The following is a 16,598-nucleotide window of genomic DNA, read 5'->3' as shown; positions in this document are numbered from 1 at the left end:
ACATGGCTGACAAAAAAGCGCAGTTGATCATCGAGGGCGCAGCCCCCGTCGAGCTGCCCATTTTAACCGGCACCGTTGGTCCCGATGTAATCGATGTTCGGGGTCTGACGGCCACGGGCCGCTTCACTTTTGACCCGGGTTTCATGTCGACCGCCTCCTGCGAGTCGAAAATCACCTACATCGACGGCGACAACGGCATTCTGCTGCATCGCGGCTACCCGATCGAACAGCTGGCCGAGAAATCGGACTACCTGGAAACCTGCTACCTGCTGCTCAACGGTGAATTGCCCACCGCCGAACAGAAGGCCCAGTTCGTCAGCACCGTGAAGAACCACACCATGGTTCACGAACAGCTCAAGAGCTTCTTCAACGGTTTCCGTCGCGACGCCCACCCGATGGCGGTGATGTGCGGCGTAGTCGGTGCGCTGTCGGCGTTCTACCACGACTCCCTGGACATCAATAACCCGCAGCACCGCGAAATCTCCGCCGTGCGCCTGGTGGCCAAGATGCCGACCCTGGCAGCGATGGTCTACAAGTACTCCATGGGCCAGCCGATGATGTACCCGCGCAACGACCTGTCGTACGCGGAAAACTTCCTGCACATGATGTTCAACACCCCGTGCGAGATCAAACCGATCAGCCCGGTACTGGCCAAGGCAATGGACCGGATCTTCATCCTCCATGCCGACCACGAGCAGAACGCCTCGACGTCCACCGTGCGCCTGGCGGGCTCCTCGGGTGCCAACCCGTTCGCCTGTATCGCTGCCGGTATCGCTGCACTCTGGGGCCCGGCCCACGGCGGTGCCAACGAAGCGGTACTGACCATGCTCGACGAAATTGGCGATGTCTCGAACATCGACAAGTTCATCGCCAAGGCCAAGGACAAGAACGATCCGTTCAAGCTCATGGGCTTCGGTCACCGCGTGTACAAGAACCGCGACCCGCGCGCCACCGTGATGAAACAGACCTGCGACGAAGTACTCAAGGAACTGGGCATCAACAACGATCCGCAACTCGAACTGGCCATGCGCCTGGAAGAGATCGCCCTGACCGACCCATACTTCATCGAGCGCTCGCTGTACCCGAACGTCGACTTCTACTCGGGGATCATCCTCAAGGCGATCGGCATTCCAACCAGCATGTTCACCGTGATCTTCGCCCTGGCGCGGACCGTCGGCTGGATCTCGCACTGGAAGGAAATGCTCTCCAGCCCGTACAAGATCGGCCGTCCACGCCAGCTGTACACCGGCTACGAGTCGCGTGACATCACCAAACTGGAAGACCGCAAATAAGACCTGCCTTGCGCAAACGTCTTAGCTGCACCGGATACGGCCTCTAACAGAGGTCGTATTTGTTTCTGCCCTCCCCTCGCCCCCCCCCAACCCGCAGGATCCGGCCTGCCGGCGAAGAGCCCTGCTCCTCACATACGCTTGCGCTGGCAAGCCAGCTCCTATGCTCCTGCACCTGCAGTCGGGGGGCTCCGGGTAGGGCGAGCGGACAGAAAAATGCCCCGGTCTCTCGATCGGGGCATTTCGCCATTACGCAGCTTCTATATAGAAGCCGATACATTCATCCCGCTTAGTGCGACACCGCCCCACTGGCACCCAGGCCGGTCTGCGAACGCACGAACTGCGGGAAGAACAGCGCCCGCTCGTTGACCGCCGCGGTCGACTTGTCGGTGATGGAGAAGAACCAGATACCGATGAAGGCGATGATCATCGAGAACAGCGCCGGGTACTCGTACGGGAAGATCGCCTTCTCGTGATGCAGGATCTGCACCCAGATGGTCGGGCCGAGGATCATCAGCGCCACGGCACTCACCAGGCCCATCCAGCCGCCAATCATGGCGCCACGGGTGGTGAGCTTCTTCCAGTACATGGAAAGCAGCAGTACCGGGAAGTTGCAGCTGGCGGCAATGGAGAACGCCAGGCCGACCATGAACGCGATGTTCTGGCTTTCAAAGAGAATGCCCAGGCCGATGGCCAGTACGCCCAATGCCACGGTGGTGATCTTGGAAACGCGGATCTCGTCCTTCTCGTTGGCCTTGCCCTTCTTGATCACGCTGGCATACAGGTCATGGGACACCGCCGAGGCGCCAGCCAGGGTCAGGCCTGCAACGACCGCCAGGATGGTGGCGAAGGCCACGGCCGAAATGAAGCCGAGGAACACGCTGCCGCCCACTGCGTTGGCCAGGTGCACCGCCGCCATGTTGTTGCCGCCCAGCAAGGCGCCTGCGGCATCCTTGAAGTCCGGGTTGGTGCTTACCAGCAGGATCGCGCCGAAGCCGATGATGAAGGTCAGGATGTAGAAGTAGCCGATGAAGCCAGTGGCATAGAGCACGCTCTTGCGAGCTTCCTTGGCATCGCTGACGGTAAAGAAGCGCATCAGGATGTGGGGCAGGCCAGCGGTACCGAACATCAACGCGAGGCCTAAGGAGAACGCCGAGATCGGATCTTTCACCAGGCCGCCGGGACTCATGATCGCTTCACCCTTGGGGTGAACCTTGATCGCTTCGGAGAACAGGGTGTTGAAGTCGAAGTTGACGTGCTTCATCACCATCAGTGCCATGAAGGACGCGCCGGAGAGCAACAGCACCGCCTTGATGATCTGCACCCAGGTCGTGGCCAGCATGCCGCCGAACAGCACGTACAGGCACATCAGGATGCCCACCAGGATCACCGCCACATGGTAGTCGAGGCCGAACAGCAACTGGATGAGCTTGCCGGCACCCACCATCTGCGCGATCAGGTAGAACGCCACCACCACCAGCGAGCCACAGGCCGACAGGGTGCGGATCTGGGTCTGCCCGAGGCGGTAGGACGCCACGTCGGCAAAGGTGTACTTGCCCAGGTTGCGCAGGCGCTCGGCGATCAGGAACAGAATGATCGGCCAGCCCACCAGGAAGCCGATGGAGTAGATCAGGCCGTCATAGCCGGAAGTGAACACCAGGGCGGAAATCCCCAGGAAGGACGCCGCGGACATGTAGTCGCCAGCGATCGCCAGGCCGTTCTGGAAGCCGGTGATCTTGCCGCCCGCCGCGTAATAGTCGGCAGCCGACTTGTTGCGCTTGGAGGCCCAGTAGGTGATGCACAGGGTGGCACCGACGAAGACCACGAACATCACGATCGCCGATACGTTGAGTGGTTGCTTGTGGACTTCGCCCGTCAAGGCGTCTGCAGCCCAGAGGGCGGGAGCGAAGGCGGCAAGACCGAGTGCTGCGAATAGACGTCGGATCATTGCTGAGCCTCCTTCAGGATCGCATTGTTCAACTCGTCGAATTCGCCGTTGGCGCGTCGCACATAGATGGCCGTCAGGATGAAGGCCGAGAGAATCAAGCCGACACCGATGGGAATGCCCCAGGTGATGGATGAGGTAGGACTGAGTTTGGCGCCCAGGATCTGGGGACCATAGGCGATCAACAGGATGAAAGCCGAGTAAAGCCCAAGCATGATCGCCGAGAGAATCCAGGCGAACCGCTCTCGTTTGCTGACCAGCTCCTTGAAACGCGGGCTGTTTTGAATCGAGAGGTAAATGCTGTCGTTCATTGTTTTTATCCTCGCAGCACAGATTTTAGGTGGAACCTAATCCACTCTATGCGGCTATGGAGCAGGTTCCAGACGACCTTAGTATTAGAACGACATTAGCGTTGGCGCCGGTTTTTTCTTCAATAAATGACAAGGCCGCCCACTGTTTCCAGTGCGCGGCCTCAAGACCCCTGATCTAGACGCGTTGTGCTTATTTAGCAGTCCACTCGGCAACCCTTTCCGGGTGCTTGCTCACCCAATCCTTGGCCGCCACATCGGGTTTTGCACCCTCTTGAATGGCCAGCATGACCTCACCGATTTCATCTTTCGAGGCCCACTGGAATTTCTTCAGGAAGGCCGCCACTTCCGGCGCCTTCTTCTCCAGGCCCTTGCTGCCGATGCTGTTGACGGTTTCAGCAGCGCCGTACACGCCCTTCGGGTCTTCGAGGAAGCGCAGTTTCCACTTGGCGAACATCCAGTGCGGCACCCAGCCGGTCACGGCGATGGAATCCTGTTTTTCTTCGGCGCGGGTCAGCTCGGCGATCATTGCCGCCCCGGAACTGGCCTGCAGCTTGTAGTCCAGGCCGTAGTCCTTGATCGCCTGGTCGGTCTTGAGCATCACCCCCGAGCCGGCGTCGATGCCGACGATCTTGTTCTTGAACGTGGTATCGGTCTTGAGGTCCTCGATGGACTTGGCCTTGACGTACTCCGGCACGATCAGGCCGATCTTGGCGTCCTTGAAGTTGGGGCCGTAATCCACCACCTTGTCCTTGTTCTTGGCCCAGTACTCGCCATGGGTCACCGGCAGCCAGGCCGAAAGCATGGCGTCGAGCTTGCCGGTGGCTACGCCCTGCCACATGATCCCGGTCGCCACCGCCTGCAGCTTGACGTCATAACCGAGCTTCTGCTTGATCACTTCCGCCGCCACATGGGTCGTCGCCACGCTGTCGGACCAGCCGTCGACATAGCCGATGCTCAGGGTCTTGCTGTCGGCACTGGCCAGAGTGGAGCTGATGGCAAGTACCAGTGCGGCACCTGCGCCTAAGAGTCGTCGCATCTTCATCGTTACTTCCCCGAAAAGTGCAGTGCCGGGCGGCTGCCAGGCACGTCAACGTATGGTTATGGTGCTCAGCGCCCCCATCACGCCTCACCGCGAACGCGTTCGATCATCAGCGGAGTACTGATGCCTGGATCATCAACCCGCCCTGTTCCGCGACCTGCTCTGTCTACGACCTCAAGGCAGCCAGCAGCGACATCAGATAGCCAGTAACCAACGGCCGGCCTCTCCCGGGCCGTGGGTCCGCCCGAACTTTGCATGTCAAAATCATGCAGCCCACCAAGCTGCGGACAAATGCGGGTAAGATGCCCGGCTTTGTTCCACGACGGCCCGATCATGCCCGCCACCCCTCGTTTCCCCGCCCTGCCCTATCTGTTCGCCTGCCTGCTCGGGCTGCTGGCCCTCTGCGGTTATTGGTACGGCCTTGGCCGGCCGGTGCACCTGCCGGATGTCGCCAGCGCCAGCCACAAGCTGCAGTGCGCTTCCTACACTCCGTTCGACAAGGACCAGTCGCCCTTCGACCAGCCGTTCAAGCTGCGCCCGCAGCGCATGGACGCCGACCTGGCCCTGCTGGCGACCCGTTTCGAATGCATTCGTACCTATTCCATGACCGGCCTGGAAGCCCTGCCTGACCTGGCGCGCAAGCACGGCCTGAAGCTGATGATCGGCGCCTGGGTCAACAGCAACCCGGTGGACACCGAGAAGGAGGTCGACCTGCTGATCGCCTCGGCCAACGCCAACCCGGACGTGGTCAGTGCGGTGATCGTCGGTAACGAAGCACTGCTGCGCAAGGAGGTCACCGGCGCGCAATTGGCGCGGCTGATCCTCAAGGTCAAGGCCGGGGTCAAGCAGCCGGTGACCTACGCCGATGTCTGGGAGTTCTGGCTCAAGCACCCGGAAATCGCCCCGACGGTGGATTTCCTCACCATCCACCTGCTGCCGTACTGGGAAGACGATCCGTCGAACATCGACGCCGCCTTGAACCACGTGGCCGAGGTGCGCCAGGTGTTCGGCAACCGCTTCGCCCCCAAGGACGTGCTGATTGGCGAGACCGGCTGGCCCAGTGAAGGCCGGCAGCGAGAAACCGCGCTGCCCAGCCGGGTCAACGAGGCCAAGTTCATCCGCGGCTTCGTCGCCCTGGCGGAACACAATGGCTGGCACTACAACCTGATCGAAGCCTTCGACCAGCCCTGGAAGCGCGCCAGCGAAGGTGCCGTCGGTGGCTACTGGGGGCTGTTCGATGCTGATCGCCAGGACAAGGGCATCCTCGCCGGCCCGGTGTCCAACCTGCCGTACTGGCCGCTGTGGCTGGGCGTCGGCGGCCTGATACTGCTCGGCACCCTGGTGCTCGGCGGCCGGCCCCGCGACCACCGCGCCGCCCTGCTGCTGCCCCTGTTGGGCGCAGTGGCCGCTTGCAGCATCGGAACCTGGGGAGAACTGGCGCGGGCAACCAGCCGTTTCGCCGGTGAATGGTGCTGGGCCGCGTTGCTGCTGGGGCTCAACCTGCTGGTGCTGGCCCACGCCGCCCTGGCCCTGAGCCCTCGCCAGGGCTGGCGCCTGGAGGCCTTCAATGCACTGGAGAAACGGGCCGGCTGGCTGCTGACGGCCGCAGGCTTCGCCGCGGCGGTGATGATGCTGGAGCTGGTGTTCGACCCGCGCTACCGCAGCTTCCCCAGCGCGGCCCTGCTACTGCCGGCACTGGTCTACCTGTGCCGCCCGGTGCGAGTGCCGCGCCGGGAGATTGCCCTGCTGACCTTTATCGTCGGTGCCGGCATTGCCCCGCAGTTGTATCAGGAAGGTCTGGCCAACCAGCAGGCCTGGGGCTGGGCCCTGGTCAGCCTGCTGATGGTAGCGGCGCTTTGGCGTAACCTGCGGGCCCGCAGGGCCTGAGGCCATAGGCCATGGCCGCTGCTGCGGCTATGGCTTGCTGGCGCGCACCAGGCGCAAGCCGGCAATCACCACGGCAAATACCGCCAGGGTGGTGTTGTAAAGGGCCAGGGCCGGGATGCCGATCAGCAACGCCAGTACGCCCAGCCCCCAACCGGCACGCCCGGGCATGACAAAACCCAGGAGCGCCACGGCCACCGCGCTCCAACCCAGCACCTTGAAGTGAATCATCCAACCCAGGCTGGAGCGCAGCCCGCACTCCCAGCGGCTGGCGGCCTCGACACAGGCACCCACCCAGCGCGCATCCTCCATGAAGCCGTAGCGCAGGCCATAACTGGCGGCCAGCCACAGCGGCAGGACCACGAGCAGCAGAATCAGGGGAAGGCGGCGGGACATGAAACACTCCGAACAGTCAAAACGGCGCCCAGCATAATCCCCCGCGAACGCTTGGCAAGCGCCAGGCGCAGATATCTGTCATGCAAATGGCGGCAAAGTGTATCGTCCGGCTACTATCACTTCCCAATAAGCCTGTCGCAGGCGTTATTTGTGCCCAACCATGGCACTTCGGCAGCAGCGCGGTGGTCATAGCCTGCGAACCTCATTCGGTACCTTCTTCTAGGGATACAGTCATGCTTCGTTCCTTGCGCTTCGCTGCCCTGTTTGGCGGCCTTATCCTGAGTGCGTCCGCGCTGGCGGTCGACGTCGACCCGGCCACCTATGGCTACCCGTTGACCAACCCCTTCGAAGCCACCATCGCCACCACGCCTCCGGAGTTGCGCCCGGAACTGCCCTCCAACGATGACATCCGCCAGTCTGACCACAGCCTGACGCTGCGTCCGGAACGGGAATTCATCCTCCCGGACAACTTCTGGGCGGTGAAGAAACTCACCTACCGCATTGCCACCCAGGACCACGCGGCGCCACTGATCTTCCTGATCGCCGGCACCGGGGCGCGCTATGACAGCAGCCTCAACGAGTACCTGAAGAAGCTCTACTACAAAGCCGGCTACCACGTGGTGCAGCTGTCCTCGCCCACCAGCTTCGACTTCATCAGCGCCGCTTCGCGCTTTGCCACCCCGGGCGTGACCCAGGAAGACGCCGAGGACATGTACCGGGTGATGCAGGCCGTACGGGCGCAGAATCCCAAGCTGCCGATCACCGAGTTCTACCTCACCGGCTACAGCCTTGGCGCGCTGGATGCGGCCTTCGTCAGCAAGCTGGATGAAACCCGGCGCAGCTTCAATTTCAAGAAGGTCCTGCTGCTCAACCCGCCGGTCAATCTCTATACCTCGATCACCAACCTCGACAAGCTGGTGCAGACCGAGGTCAAGGGCATCAACAACAGCACTACCTTCTACGAACTGGTGCTGGGCAAGCTGACCCGCTACTTCCAGCAGAAGGGCTATATCGACCTCAACGACGCCCTGCTCTACGACTTCCAGCAATCCAAGCAGCACCTGACCAACGAGCAGATGGCGATGCTGATCGGCACCTCGTTCCGTTTCTCGGCGGCGGATATCGCCTTCACCTCGGACCTGATCAACCGCCGTGGCCTGATCACCCCGCCCAAGTACCCGATCCGCGAAGGCACCAGCCTCACGCCGTTTCTCAAGCGTGCCCTGCAATGCGACTTCGACTGCTACCTGACCGAGCAGGTGATCCCCATGTGGCGCGCCCGCACCGATGGCGGCAGCCTGCTGCAACTGATCGACCAGGTCAGCCTCTACGCCCTGCAGGACTACCTCAAGGCCAGCCCGAAGATCGCCGTGATGCACAACGCCGACGACGTGATCCTCGGCCCCGGCGACCTGGGTTTCCTGCGTAAAACCTTTGGTGACCGCCTGACCGTCTACCCCCATGGCGGCCACTGCGGCAACCTCAACTACCGCGTCAACAGCGACGCCATGCTGGAGTTCTTCCGTGGCTAAACATCTCCTGCTTATCGCTGCGTTGCTCTGCGCAGGCTATGCCCAAGCCGACAACAGCAAGGCCAACATTCCCGTCACCCCCGACCCCGATGGCTTCACCGAGCCGTTGAAGAAGCTCAAGTTCAATCCGGGGCTGGACCAACGCGAGTTCGAGCGCTCGACCTTGAACGCCCTGAATATCTACGACCCGCTGGAATCGTGGAACCGCCGGGTCTACCACTTCAACTACCGCTTCGACCAATGGGTGTTCCTGCCGGTGGTGGACGGGTACCGCTACGTGACGCCGAGCTTCCTGCGCACCGGGGTCAGCAACTTCTTCAACAACCTGGGCGATGTGCCCAACCTGTTCAACAGCCTGCTGCAGTTCAAGGGCCAGCGCTCCATGGAAACCACCGCGCGCCTGCTGCTCAACACCACCATCGGCGTGGCCGGCCTGTGGGACCCGGCCACCAAGATGGGCCTGCCGCGCCAGAGCGAAGACTTCGGCCAGACCCTGGGCTTCTACGGCGTACCCGGCGGCGCGTACCTGGTGCTGCCGATCCTCGGCCCGTCGAACCTGCGTGATACCGCCGGGCTGGCGGTGGACTACACCGCCGAATCGGCGATCAACTTCCTCAATGTTTCGGAAGCCAGCAGCAACCACCCGGAAATCTGGGTCCTGCGCGGGGTCGACAAGCGCTACCAGACCAGCTTTCGCTATGGCCAGCTGAACTCGCCGTTCGAATACGAGAAAGTGCGCTACGTCTACACCGAGTCGCGCAAGCTGCAGATCGCCGAGTAACCCGGCCTCGCCCCGCCATCCGGCGGGGCGTCCGCTCACCGTCAAAGCCCCTTCCTCCCCGCTCGTTGAAAAGCCGATTGGCACACCCTGGCAAAATCGATACGATGCTAATCATTAGCTAGCTATCGATGTATCTGAAAGATGAAACTGCCGACCTTTTTCCGCGCCGATATCTGGCAAGCCCTCTTCGCCCCAGCCCCTGCCGACCTGCTGTTCGCCGCGCGCAACCTGATTGCCGGCGGCCTGGCCCTGTACCTGGCGTTCCGCCTGGATTTCGAACAACCGCAATGGGCCCTGACCACGGTATTCATCGTCAGCCAGTCCAGCAGCGGCATGGTCCTGGCCAAGGGCGCCTACCGCCTGCTGGGCACCCTGGTGGGGGCCGTGGTGTCGATACTGCTGATCGCTACCCTGGGCCAGGCGCCCCTGCTGTTCCTGCTGGCCATGGCCCTGTGGCTGGCCTTCTGTACCACCGGCGCCTCGCTGCTGCGCAACCACGCAGCCTACGGTTTCGTACTGGCGGGCTACACCACTGCCATCATCGCCCTGCCCGCCACCGCAGCGCCCTTGCAGGTGTTCGACCAGGCAGTGGCGCGCTGTTCGGAAATCGGCCTGGGGATCATCTGCGCCGCCGTGGCCAGCCAACTGCTCTGGCCGCGCCGAGTGGAACAGGCGCTGGCGGTCCAGGGCCGCGCCGCCTGGCTGGCCGGGCGCCAGGCCGCAGCCTCGGAGCTGCTGGGGGAAGACCAGCGCAAGGGGCTGCTGGAAGCCCTGGGGCGTATCGTCACCGTGGATGCCCAACGCGATCACGCCTGGTTCGAAGGCCCGCAGGGACGCCGTCGCTCCCAGGCGCTGCGGGTGCTGAGCCGCGACCTGCTGGGCTTGCTCCGGTCCGCCCGCGGCGTGGCGCGGCAACGGCAGATGCTCGACGCCGCCACCGCGCAGCAACTCCAACCCTTGCTCGGCGAGACCATCCAGGCCCTGCAGGCCGAACATGACGCCGCCCTGCCGCCCTTGCTCCAGCGCCTGCAACAGGCACTGCAGGACCCTTCGCTGTCCGCCGAAGGCCATCTGTGCCTGGTGCAACTGGCCCAGGTACTGGAGCGGGTGGAACAGAGTGCCCTGAGTGTCAGCGCCGTGGAACAGGGCCGGGTCCCGCCCGGCGCTCCCGGCGCCCTGTCCTGGCACCGGGATATCCAGCAAGGGGTGCTGGGAGGCTTGCGCAGCGCCCTGGCCTTTCTCGCCGTCGCCGGCTTCTGGCTGCTGTCCGCCTGGCCCTCGGGGCTGGGGGCTGTCTCCATCTGTGGCGTGGTGCTGAGCCTGTTCGCCGGGCGTGAGAACCCTGCCGCGTCCTGCCTGAATTTCTTCAAGGGCATTGCCCTGTCCATTCCCGTGGCGGCCTTCGTCGGCCTTGGCCTGCTGCCGGGCTGGGACGGTTTTCCCCTGCTGTGCCTGGGGCTGGCAGTGCCGCTGTTCTGCGCTTCGCTGTGCATGAGCCGACCGAAGCTCGCGCCCGTCGCCTCGGCGTTCTGCATCTTTTTCGTCAACAACGTCGGCCCCAGCAACCTGATGAGCTACGACCTCGGGACGTTCCTGAACAAGGCCATGGCCACCCTGATCGGTGTCGGCATCGCCGTGGTGGTGCTGCGCCTGGTCAGCCTCAACCCGGGCGAGCAGCACTACCGGCGGATGTTCAAGGCTTCGCTGTTCGATCTGGCGCAGCTCACCTCACGCCCGCCGGAGCAGGCCGAAAGCTGGTTCGGCGGGCGCATGGCCGATCGGCTGATCCGGGTGTCGCGGTATTGGCAGATGCAGCCCGAGAACCGCCGCAGTCACTGGGACAACGGCCTGCTGGGGCTGGACCTGGGAGATGAGCTGCTGCAATTGCGCAGTTGCCTGGACCCGGCCCGGGGCACCCTGGCCACGGAACGCGAGCATTATCTCGCGCACCTGGCGACGCTGCTCAGGCACGGTGGCCCCAGCGCCAACCACAGCGAACAGCTGGATGCGGTCTCGGCGGCCCTGCTCAAGGCCCTGGATGGCGACCGCGACCTGCCCCTGCAAGCCCGGGAGATGGCCCGGGCGGCGATCCTGCAACTGCAGTTCACCTGGCGCCGCTGGTGCCGGCAGCAACAAGCGGCCGCGCTGCCGACCCCGGTGCCGGCAGCGGGCTGAGCGCCCGTCAGCCGCGCAGTGCGCGCCAGGCCTTGCCCGCCAGGGTGACCGCCAGCAGCACCACGGCACCGGCAATGATCCCGGCCACGGCATTGAGCAGGGTCGGCATCAACGCCGATACCGGACCTATGACCCCGGCGCTGCGCTCGGCCAGCCCTTCGATCAGGTGGTGCACGACGGGCACACCGTGGGTCAGGATGCCGCCGCCGACCATGAACATCGCCGCCGTACCGATCACCGACAGGCTCTTCATCATCAGCGGCGCTGCCCGCAGGATCGCCCCACCGATGCGTTTGGCCAGGGCGGCGGGCTTGTGCACCAGCCACAGCCCCAGGTCATCGAGCTTGACGATGCCGGCCACCAGGCCGTAGACGCCGACGGTCATGACAATGGCGATACCCGAGAGCACCACCACCTGCTGGGTCAGGGAGGCCCCGGCCACGGTGCCCAGGGTGATGGCGATGATTTCCGCGGAAAGGATGAAATCGGTGCGCACCGCCCCCTTGATCTTGTCCCTCTCGAAAGCCACCAGATCCACCTGGGGGTCGGCCAGGGCTTGCAGGGTCTGGCTATGTTCGGCCGTCACTTCGGCGTGGTGCAGGTATTTGTGCGCCAGCTTCTCGAAGCCCTCGAAGCACAGGTAGGCGCCACCCAGCATCAGCAGCGGGGTCACCAGCCACGGCGCCAGGGCGCTGATGGCCAGCGCCGCCGGCACCAGGATCAGCTTGTTGCGAAACGACCCCTTGGCCACCGCCCAGACCACCGGGATTTCCCGCTCGGCGCGGACCCCGGAGACCTGCTGGGCATTGAGCGCGAGGTCGTCGCCCAGCACACCGGCGGTCTTCTTCGCCGCCATCTTGGTCATCAAGGCCACGTCATCGAGTACCGCGGCGATGTCATCGATCAATACCAGCAAACTGCTTCCGGCCATGAACCTGGCTTCCCTGCATGGAAATAAGGCGCGCAGCATAGCGTGCCGCTGGCAGCACAAGCGAGATGCCAGAAGCAGGAAAATGGCGGCCGCCGGGCATTCTTGAGCCTCGCGCGACGCCGGTGCTACCATGCGCAACCGCCCGAACAGGCAAGGAATCCCCTGGTTTATGAGCACCATCCGCGAGCGCAATAAAGAACTGATCCTGCGGGCCGCCAGTGAAGAGTTTGCCGACAAGGGCTTTGCGGCGACCAAGACCAGCGACATCGCCGCCAAGGCCGGGTTGCCCAAACCCAACGTCTACTACTACTTCAAGTCCAAGGAAAACCTCTATCGCGAGGTGCTGGAAAGCATCATCGAACCCATCCTCCAGGCCTCCACCCCGTTCAATGCCGATGGCGTGCCCAGCGAAGTGCTCAGCGGCTACATCCGCTCGAAGATCCGCATCTCCCGCGACCTGCCGTTCGCTTCCAAGGTCTTTGCCAGCGAGATCATGCATGGCGCGCCGCACCTGAGCCCGGAGCAGGTGGAACAGCTCAACGCCCAGGCCAAGCACAACATCGAGTGCATCCAGACCTGGATCGATCGCGGCCTGATCGCCCCGCTCGACCCCAACCACCTGATGTTCAGCATCTGGGCCGCGACCCAGACCTACGCCGACTTCGACTGGCAGATCTCGGTGGTCACCGGCAAGACCAAGCTCGACGAAGACGACTACGAAGCTGCGGCGCAGACTATCATCCGTCTGGTGCTCAAGGGCTGTGAACTGGATCGCTGATAGCGTTTCGATACTTTCCGGTTTGTTTCCCGGCCCGCAAGGGCGCAATAGTTTCAATCAAGATCCTGCGCGGCTTTTCGCAGCCTCGCGGGCTCGGCAGTGGCTACAGGCCGGGCCCGCGAGGTCGAGGGCTATGCGCTGACGCCAGCGTCCGCCGCCAGGCCCTGGGCTTCGATCGCGCTGATGGCGCACTGCTCATCGATGTCCGAGGTATCGCCACTGATGCCGATCGCCCCCATCACTGCCCCCGCCTGATCCCGAATCAACACCCCGCCCGGCGCAGGTACCACGCTGCCCTGCCCCAGACCGTTCAATGCGCCGATGAAGGCCGGGCGCTGCTGCGCGTCCAGGGCCAGCAGGCGCGAGCCCTTGCCCAGGGCCACCGCCCCCCAGGCCTTGCCGATGGCGATCTGCGGGCGCAGCAGGCTGGCGCCGTCCTCCCGTTGCAGGGTCACCAGGTGCCCGCCGGCATCCAGCACCGCGATGGTCAGCGGCGCCGCATTGATCTTGCGCCCCGCGTTGATGGCCTGGTTGGCCAGGTTGACTGCGACTTTCAAGGTTAAAGCGCTCATGGGTGCCGTCCTTATCTTGTTATTGAGAAAGCCTGGGGAAGCTTCTTGTAGGAGAAGTCCGATACAACAAATAGAACACAATGAATTTATTTTTTGTATACAATAATTCGCGAAAGGCAGCCCCTGCGACAAAAGGACGCCGGTTTATCGGGGCTTTGATGAAAGCCGCTGCCGCTCAAGAAAATGGATTGACCTGCGCCATCCGCCGTGAATACACTTTGCGCAAAACCACTTGTATACAATTACAAAACGCAAGAGGCACAAAACCATGAGCAAAATGAGAGCAATCGAAGCCGCCGTTCTGGTGATGCGCCGTGAAGGGGTCGATACCGCTTTTGGCATCCCGGGTGCCGCCATCAACCCGCTGTATTCCGCGCTGCAGAAGGTCGGTGGCATCGATCACGTGCTCGCTCGCCACGTCGAAGGCGCCTCGCACATGGCCGAGGGCTACACCCGCACCAAGGCCGGTAACATCGGCGTATGCATCGGCACTTCCGGCCCCGCCGGCACCGACATGGTCACCGGCCTGTACAGCGCCTCGGCCGACTCCATCCCGATTCTCTGCATCACCGGTCAGGCCCCCCGCGCCCGCCTGCACAAGGAAGACTTCCAGGCCGTGGACATCACCAGCATCGTCAAGCCGGTGACCAAATGGGCCACCACCGTGCTGGAACCGGGCCAGGTGCCCTACGCCTTCCAGAAAGCCTTTTATGAAATGCGCTCCGGCCGTCCCGGCCCGGTGCTGATCGACCTGCCGTTCGACGTGCAGATGGCGGAAATCGAATTCGACATCGACGCCTACCAGCCCCTGCCCCTGGCCAAGCCGGCGGCGACCCGCCTGCAGGCGGAAAAGGTTCTGGCCCTGCTGGACCAGGCCGAACGTCCATTGCTGGTGGCCGGTGGCGGCGTGATCAACGCCGACGCCAGCGAGCTGCTGGTAGAGTTCGCCGAACTGACCGGCATTCCGGTGATCCCGACCCTGATGGGCTGGGGCACCATCCCTGACGATCACCCACAGATGGTGGGCATGGTCGGCCTGCAGACCTCCCATCGCTACGGCAATGCCACCCTGCTCAAGTCCGACACCGTGCTGGGCATCGGCAACCGCTGGGCCAACCGCCACACCGGTTCGGTGGACGTCTACACCGAAGGCCGCAAGTTCATCCACGTGGACATCGAACCGACCCAGATCGGCCGTGTCTTCACCCCGGACCTGGGCATCGTTTCCGATGCTGGCAGCGCCCTGACCGTATTGCTGGAGGTGGCCCGCGAATGGCAGACCGCCGGCAAGCTCAAGGATCGCAGCGCCTGGCTGCATGACTGCCAGCAGCGCAAGGCCAGCCTGCACCGCAAGACCCACTTCGACAACGTGCCGGTCAAGCCGCAACGCGTGTACGAAGAAATGAACCAGGTATTCGGCAAGGACACCTGCTACGTCAGCACCATCGGCCTGTCGCAGATTGCCGGCGCGCAGTTCCTCCACGTCTACAAGCCACGCCACTGGATCAACTGCGGCCAGGCCGGCCCGTTGGGCTGGACCATCCCCGCTGCCCTGGGCGTGGTCAAGGCCGACCCGAACCGCCAGGTGGTGGCGCTGTCCGGCGACTACGACTTCCAGTTCATGATCGAAGAACTGGCGGTGGGCGCGCAGTTCAACCTGCCGTACATCCACGTGGTGGTGAACAACTCCTACCTGGGGCTGATCCGCCAGGCCCAGCGCGGTTTCGACATGGACTACTGCGTACAGCTGTCCTTCGACAACCTCAACGCGCCGGAACTCAACGGCTATGGCGTAGACCACGTGGCCGTTGCCGAAGGCCTGGGTTGCAAGGCCCTGCGGGTGTTCGAACCCAAGGACATCCAGCCGGCCCTGCGCCAGGCCCAGGAAATGCTCCAGACCTTCAAGGTACCGGTGGTGGTGGAAATCATCCTGGAGCGCGTGACCAACATTTCCATGGGCACCGAAATCAACGCGGTCAACGAGTTCGAAGACCTGGCGCTGGTGGGCAACGACGCCCCTACCGCGATTTCCCTGCTCGACTGATACCCCTGGCCGCTGGCACCGGCCGGGCCCCGCGCGCCACCTCCCGCCAGAGGTGGCGCCCGGGCCGCCCGCCCCCTGGCGCCAGCCCCAGGCTTGACCGAACCACAGGAGACCACCATGCCGCGCTTCGCTGCCAACCTGTCCATGCTGTTCACCGAACAGGACTTCCTCGCCCGCTTCAAGGCGGCCGCCGATGCCGGCTTCAGCGGCGTCGAATATCTGTTCCCGTACGAATTCAGCTCTGCCGAAATCAAGGCGCAACTTGACGCCCACGGCCTGAGCCAGGTGCTGTTCAACCTGCCGGCCGGCGACTGGGCCAAGGGTGAGCGCGGTATCGCCTGCCTGCCCGACCGGGTCGAGGAGTTCCGCGCCGGGGTCGACCTGGCCATTGCCTACGCCCAGGTCCTGGGCAATACCCAGATCAACTGCCTGGCAGGCATCCGCCCACAGGGCGCCGATGAAGCCCTGGTGGAAAAGACCTTGGTCGCCAACCTCAAGTACGCCGCCGACAAGCTCCAGGCCGTGGGCATCAAGCTGGTGATGGAAGCCATCAACACCCGCGACATTCCCGGCTTCTACCTCAACAATACCGCCCAGGCGCTGTCGATTCGCGAGCAGGTGGGCAGCGACAACCTGTACCTGCAGTACGACATCTACCACATGCAGATCATGGAGGGAGACCTGGCGCGGACCATGGCCAACCACCTGGGCCAAATCAACCACATCCAGCTGGCGGACAACCCCGGGCGCAACGAGCCGGGCACCGGCGAGATCAACTACCGCTTCCTCTTCGAGCACCTGGACCGCATCGGCTACCAGGGCTGGGTCGGTTGCGAGTACAAGCCGCTGACCACCACTGAAGCCGGCCTTGGCTGGCTGAAAACCCACAACGCAATCTGAACCTGTACCTGCGTAGGAGCC

At 63.5% G+C, this 16,598-nt stretch carries 14 protein-coding genes; 8 read left to right on the top strand and 6 right to left on the bottom strand.

Annotated features, from left to right (window positions below):
* The first annotated feature begins 2 nt into the window (after positions 1 to 2).
* Positions 3 to 1,292 (top strand): citrate synthase, encoded by a 1,290-nt coding sequence (gene gltA / locus AC1RL5_RS30860; protein ID WP_011060047.1) that lies wholly within the window; start codon positions 3 to 5, stop codon positions 1,290 to 1,292.
* Positions 1,293 to 1,578: 286 nt separating this feature from the next.
* Here gltA and AC1RL5_RS30855 read toward each other — a convergent pair whose 3' ends face one another.
* The 3 genes from AC1RL5_RS30855 to AC1RL5_RS30845 all read right to left on the bottom strand — a co-directional run bounded on the left by AC1RL5_RS30855 (position 1,579) and on the right by AC1RL5_RS30845 (position 4,587).
* The gene (locus AC1RL5_RS30855; protein ID WP_011060046.1) at positions 1,579 to 3,237 is read right to left on the bottom strand and encodes a cation acetate symporter; all 1,659 of its coding nucleotides are present in this window, start codon (positions 3,235 to 3,237) and stop codon (positions 1,579 to 1,581) included.
* Positions 3,234 to 3,545 carry a DUF485 domain-containing protein gene (locus tag AC1RL5_RS30850; protein ID WP_011060045.1) on the bottom strand — a complete coding sequence of 104 codons (312 nt, stop codon included), beginning with the start codon at positions 3,543 to 3,545 and terminating at the stop codon, positions 3,234 to 3,236. Before AC1RL5_RS30850 ends, AC1RL5_RS30855 begins: the two co-directional genes overlap by 4 nt.
* Positions 3,546 to 3,735: 190 nt before the next feature.
* Positions 3,736 to 4,587, bottom strand: coding sequence for a glycine betaine ABC transporter substrate-binding protein (locus AC1RL5_RS30845; protein WP_011060044.1), 852 nt, complete (start codon positions 4,585 to 4,587; stop codon positions 3,736 to 3,738).
* A 330-nt stretch (positions 4,588 to 4,917) separates the two neighbouring features.
* On the opposite strand from AC1RL5_RS30845, the gene AC1RL5_RS30840 reads away from it, so the two are divergent.
* Positions 4,918 to 6,471: a glycoside hydrolase family 17 protein gene (locus AC1RL5_RS30840; protein WP_103407548.1), complete on the top strand. Its 1,554-nt coding sequence runs from the start codon at positions 4,918 to 4,920 to the stop codon at positions 6,469 to 6,471.
* A 27-nt stretch (positions 6,472 to 6,498) separates the two neighbouring features.
* Here the strand turns inward: AC1RL5_RS30840 and AC1RL5_RS30835 are convergent, their stop codons facing one another.
* A complete protein-coding gene (locus tag AC1RL5_RS30835; protein WP_011060042.1) occupies positions 6,499 to 6,864 on the bottom strand; it encodes a hypothetical protein in 366 nt (121 codons plus the stop codon).
* 233 nt (positions 6,865 to 7,097) lie between these two features.
* On the opposite strand from AC1RL5_RS30835, the gene AC1RL5_RS30830 reads away from it, so the two are divergent.
* The 3 genes from AC1RL5_RS30830 (at position 7,098) to AC1RL5_RS30820 (ending at position 11,352) form a co-directional block, all read left to right on the top strand.
* Positions 7,098 to 8,396, top strand: a complete 1,299-nt coding sequence (locus tag AC1RL5_RS30830) for a serine/threonine protein kinase (RefSeq protein WP_026020029.1) — start codon at positions 7,098 to 7,100, stop codon at positions 8,394 to 8,396.
* Positions 8,389 to 9,177: an MlaA family lipoprotein gene (locus AC1RL5_RS30825; RefSeq protein WP_011060040.1), complete on the top strand. Its 789-nt coding sequence runs from the start codon at positions 8,389 to 8,391 to the stop codon at positions 9,175 to 9,177. Before AC1RL5_RS30830 ends, AC1RL5_RS30825 begins: the two co-directional genes overlap by 8 nt.
* Positions 9,178 to 9,318: 141 nt before the next feature.
* A complete protein-coding gene (locus AC1RL5_RS30820; protein ID WP_492590149.1) occupies positions 9,319 to 11,352 on the top strand; it encodes an FUSC family protein in 2,034 nt (677 codons plus the stop codon).
* A 7-nt stretch (positions 11,353 to 11,359) separates the two neighbouring features.
* On the opposite strand, the gene AC1RL5_RS30815 is transcribed toward AC1RL5_RS30820, so the two are convergent.
* Complete coding sequence (locus AC1RL5_RS30815) at positions 11,360 to 12,283, bottom strand: DUF808 domain-containing protein (protein WP_093406530.1); 924 nt, start codon at positions 12,281 to 12,283, stop codon at positions 11,360 to 11,362.
* A 169-nt stretch (positions 12,284 to 12,452) separates the two neighbouring features.
* On the opposite strand from AC1RL5_RS30815, the gene AC1RL5_RS30810 reads away from it, so the two are divergent.
* On the top strand, positions 12,453 to 13,061 hold the full coding sequence (locus AC1RL5_RS30810; protein WP_011060037.1) for a TetR/AcrR family transcriptional regulator: 609 nt from the start codon (positions 12,453 to 12,455) through the stop codon (positions 13,059 to 13,061).
* 131 nt (positions 13,062 to 13,192) lie between these two features.
* Here AC1RL5_RS30810 and AC1RL5_RS30805 read toward each other — a convergent pair whose 3' ends face one another.
* A complete protein-coding gene (locus tag AC1RL5_RS30805; RefSeq protein ID WP_015634659.1) occupies positions 13,193 to 13,633 on the bottom strand; it encodes a GlcG/HbpS family heme-binding protein in 441 nt (146 codons plus the stop codon).
* 268 nt (positions 13,634 to 13,901) lie between these two features.
* On the opposite strand from AC1RL5_RS30805, the gene gcl reads away from it, so the two are divergent.
* Together gcl and hyi are read left to right on the top strand one after the other, a co-directional pair.
* A complete protein-coding gene (gcl, locus tag AC1RL5_RS30800; protein WP_015634658.1) occupies positions 13,902 to 15,677 on the top strand; it encodes a glyoxylate carboligase in 1,776 nt (591 codons plus the stop codon).
* Positions 15,678 to 15,794: 117 nt separating this feature from the next.
* On the top strand, positions 15,795 to 16,577 hold the full coding sequence (gene hyi / locus AC1RL5_RS30795; RefSeq protein WP_011060034.1) for a hydroxypyruvate isomerase: 783 nt from the start codon (positions 15,795 to 15,797) through the stop codon (positions 16,575 to 16,577).
* Positions 16,578 to 16,598 lie beyond the last annotated feature (21 nt).

The sequence above is a fragment of the Pseudomonas sp. GW822-FHT06D10 genome, from assembly GCF_058799535.1.
Note: the sequence above shows the minus strand (reverse complement) of the source record. Positions and strands in the feature narration are given on the sequence as shown.

Coding starts and splice junctions, on each gene's coding strand:
- AC1RL5_RS30845 (WP_011060044.1), bottom strand. CDS start 4,587: ATGAAGATGCGACGACTCTTAGGCGCAGGTGCCGCACTGGTACTTGCC.
- AC1RL5_RS30830 (WP_026020029.1), top strand. CDS start 7,098: ATGCTTCGTTCCTTGCGCTTCGCTGCCCTGTTTGGCGGCCTTATCCTG.
- AC1RL5_RS30820 (WP_492590149.1), top strand. CDS start 9,319: ATGAAACTGCCGACCTTTTTCCGCGCCGATATCTGGCAAGCCCTCTTC.
- hyi (WP_011060034.1), top strand. CDS start 15,795: ATGCCGCGCTTCGCTGCCAACCTGTCCATGCTGTTCACCGAACAGGAC.
- AC1RL5_RS30815 (WP_093406530.1), bottom strand. CDS start 12,283: ATGGCCGGAAGCAGTTTGCTGGTATTGATCGATGACATCGCCGCGGTA.
- AC1RL5_RS30850 (WP_011060045.1), bottom strand. CDS start 3,545: ATGAACGACAGCATTTACCTCTCGATTCAAAACAGCCCGCGTTTCAAG.
- AC1RL5_RS30840 (WP_103407548.1), top strand. CDS start 4,918: ATGCCCGCCACCCCTCGTTTCCCCGCCCTGCCCTATCTGTTCGCCTGC.
- AC1RL5_RS30805 (WP_015634659.1), bottom strand. CDS start 13,633: ATGAGCGCTTTAACCTTGAAAGTCGCAGTCAACCTGGCCAACCAGGCC.
- gltA (WP_011060047.1), top strand. CDS start 3: ATGGCTGACAAAAAAGCGCAGTTGATCATCGAGGGCGCAGCCCCCGTC.
- AC1RL5_RS30810 (WP_011060037.1), top strand. CDS start 12,453: ATGAGCACCATCCGCGAGCGCAATAAAGAACTGATCCTGCGGGCCGCC.
- AC1RL5_RS30855 (WP_011060046.1), bottom strand. CDS start 3,237: ATGATCCGACGTCTATTCGCAGCACTCGGTCTTGCCGCCTTCGCTCCC.
- AC1RL5_RS30835 (WP_011060042.1), bottom strand. CDS start 6,864: ATGTCCCGCCGCCTTCCCCTGATTCTGCTGCTCGTGGTCCTGCCGCTG.
- gcl (WP_015634658.1), top strand. CDS start 13,902: ATGAGCAAAATGAGAGCAATCGAAGCCGCCGTTCTGGTGATGCGCCGT.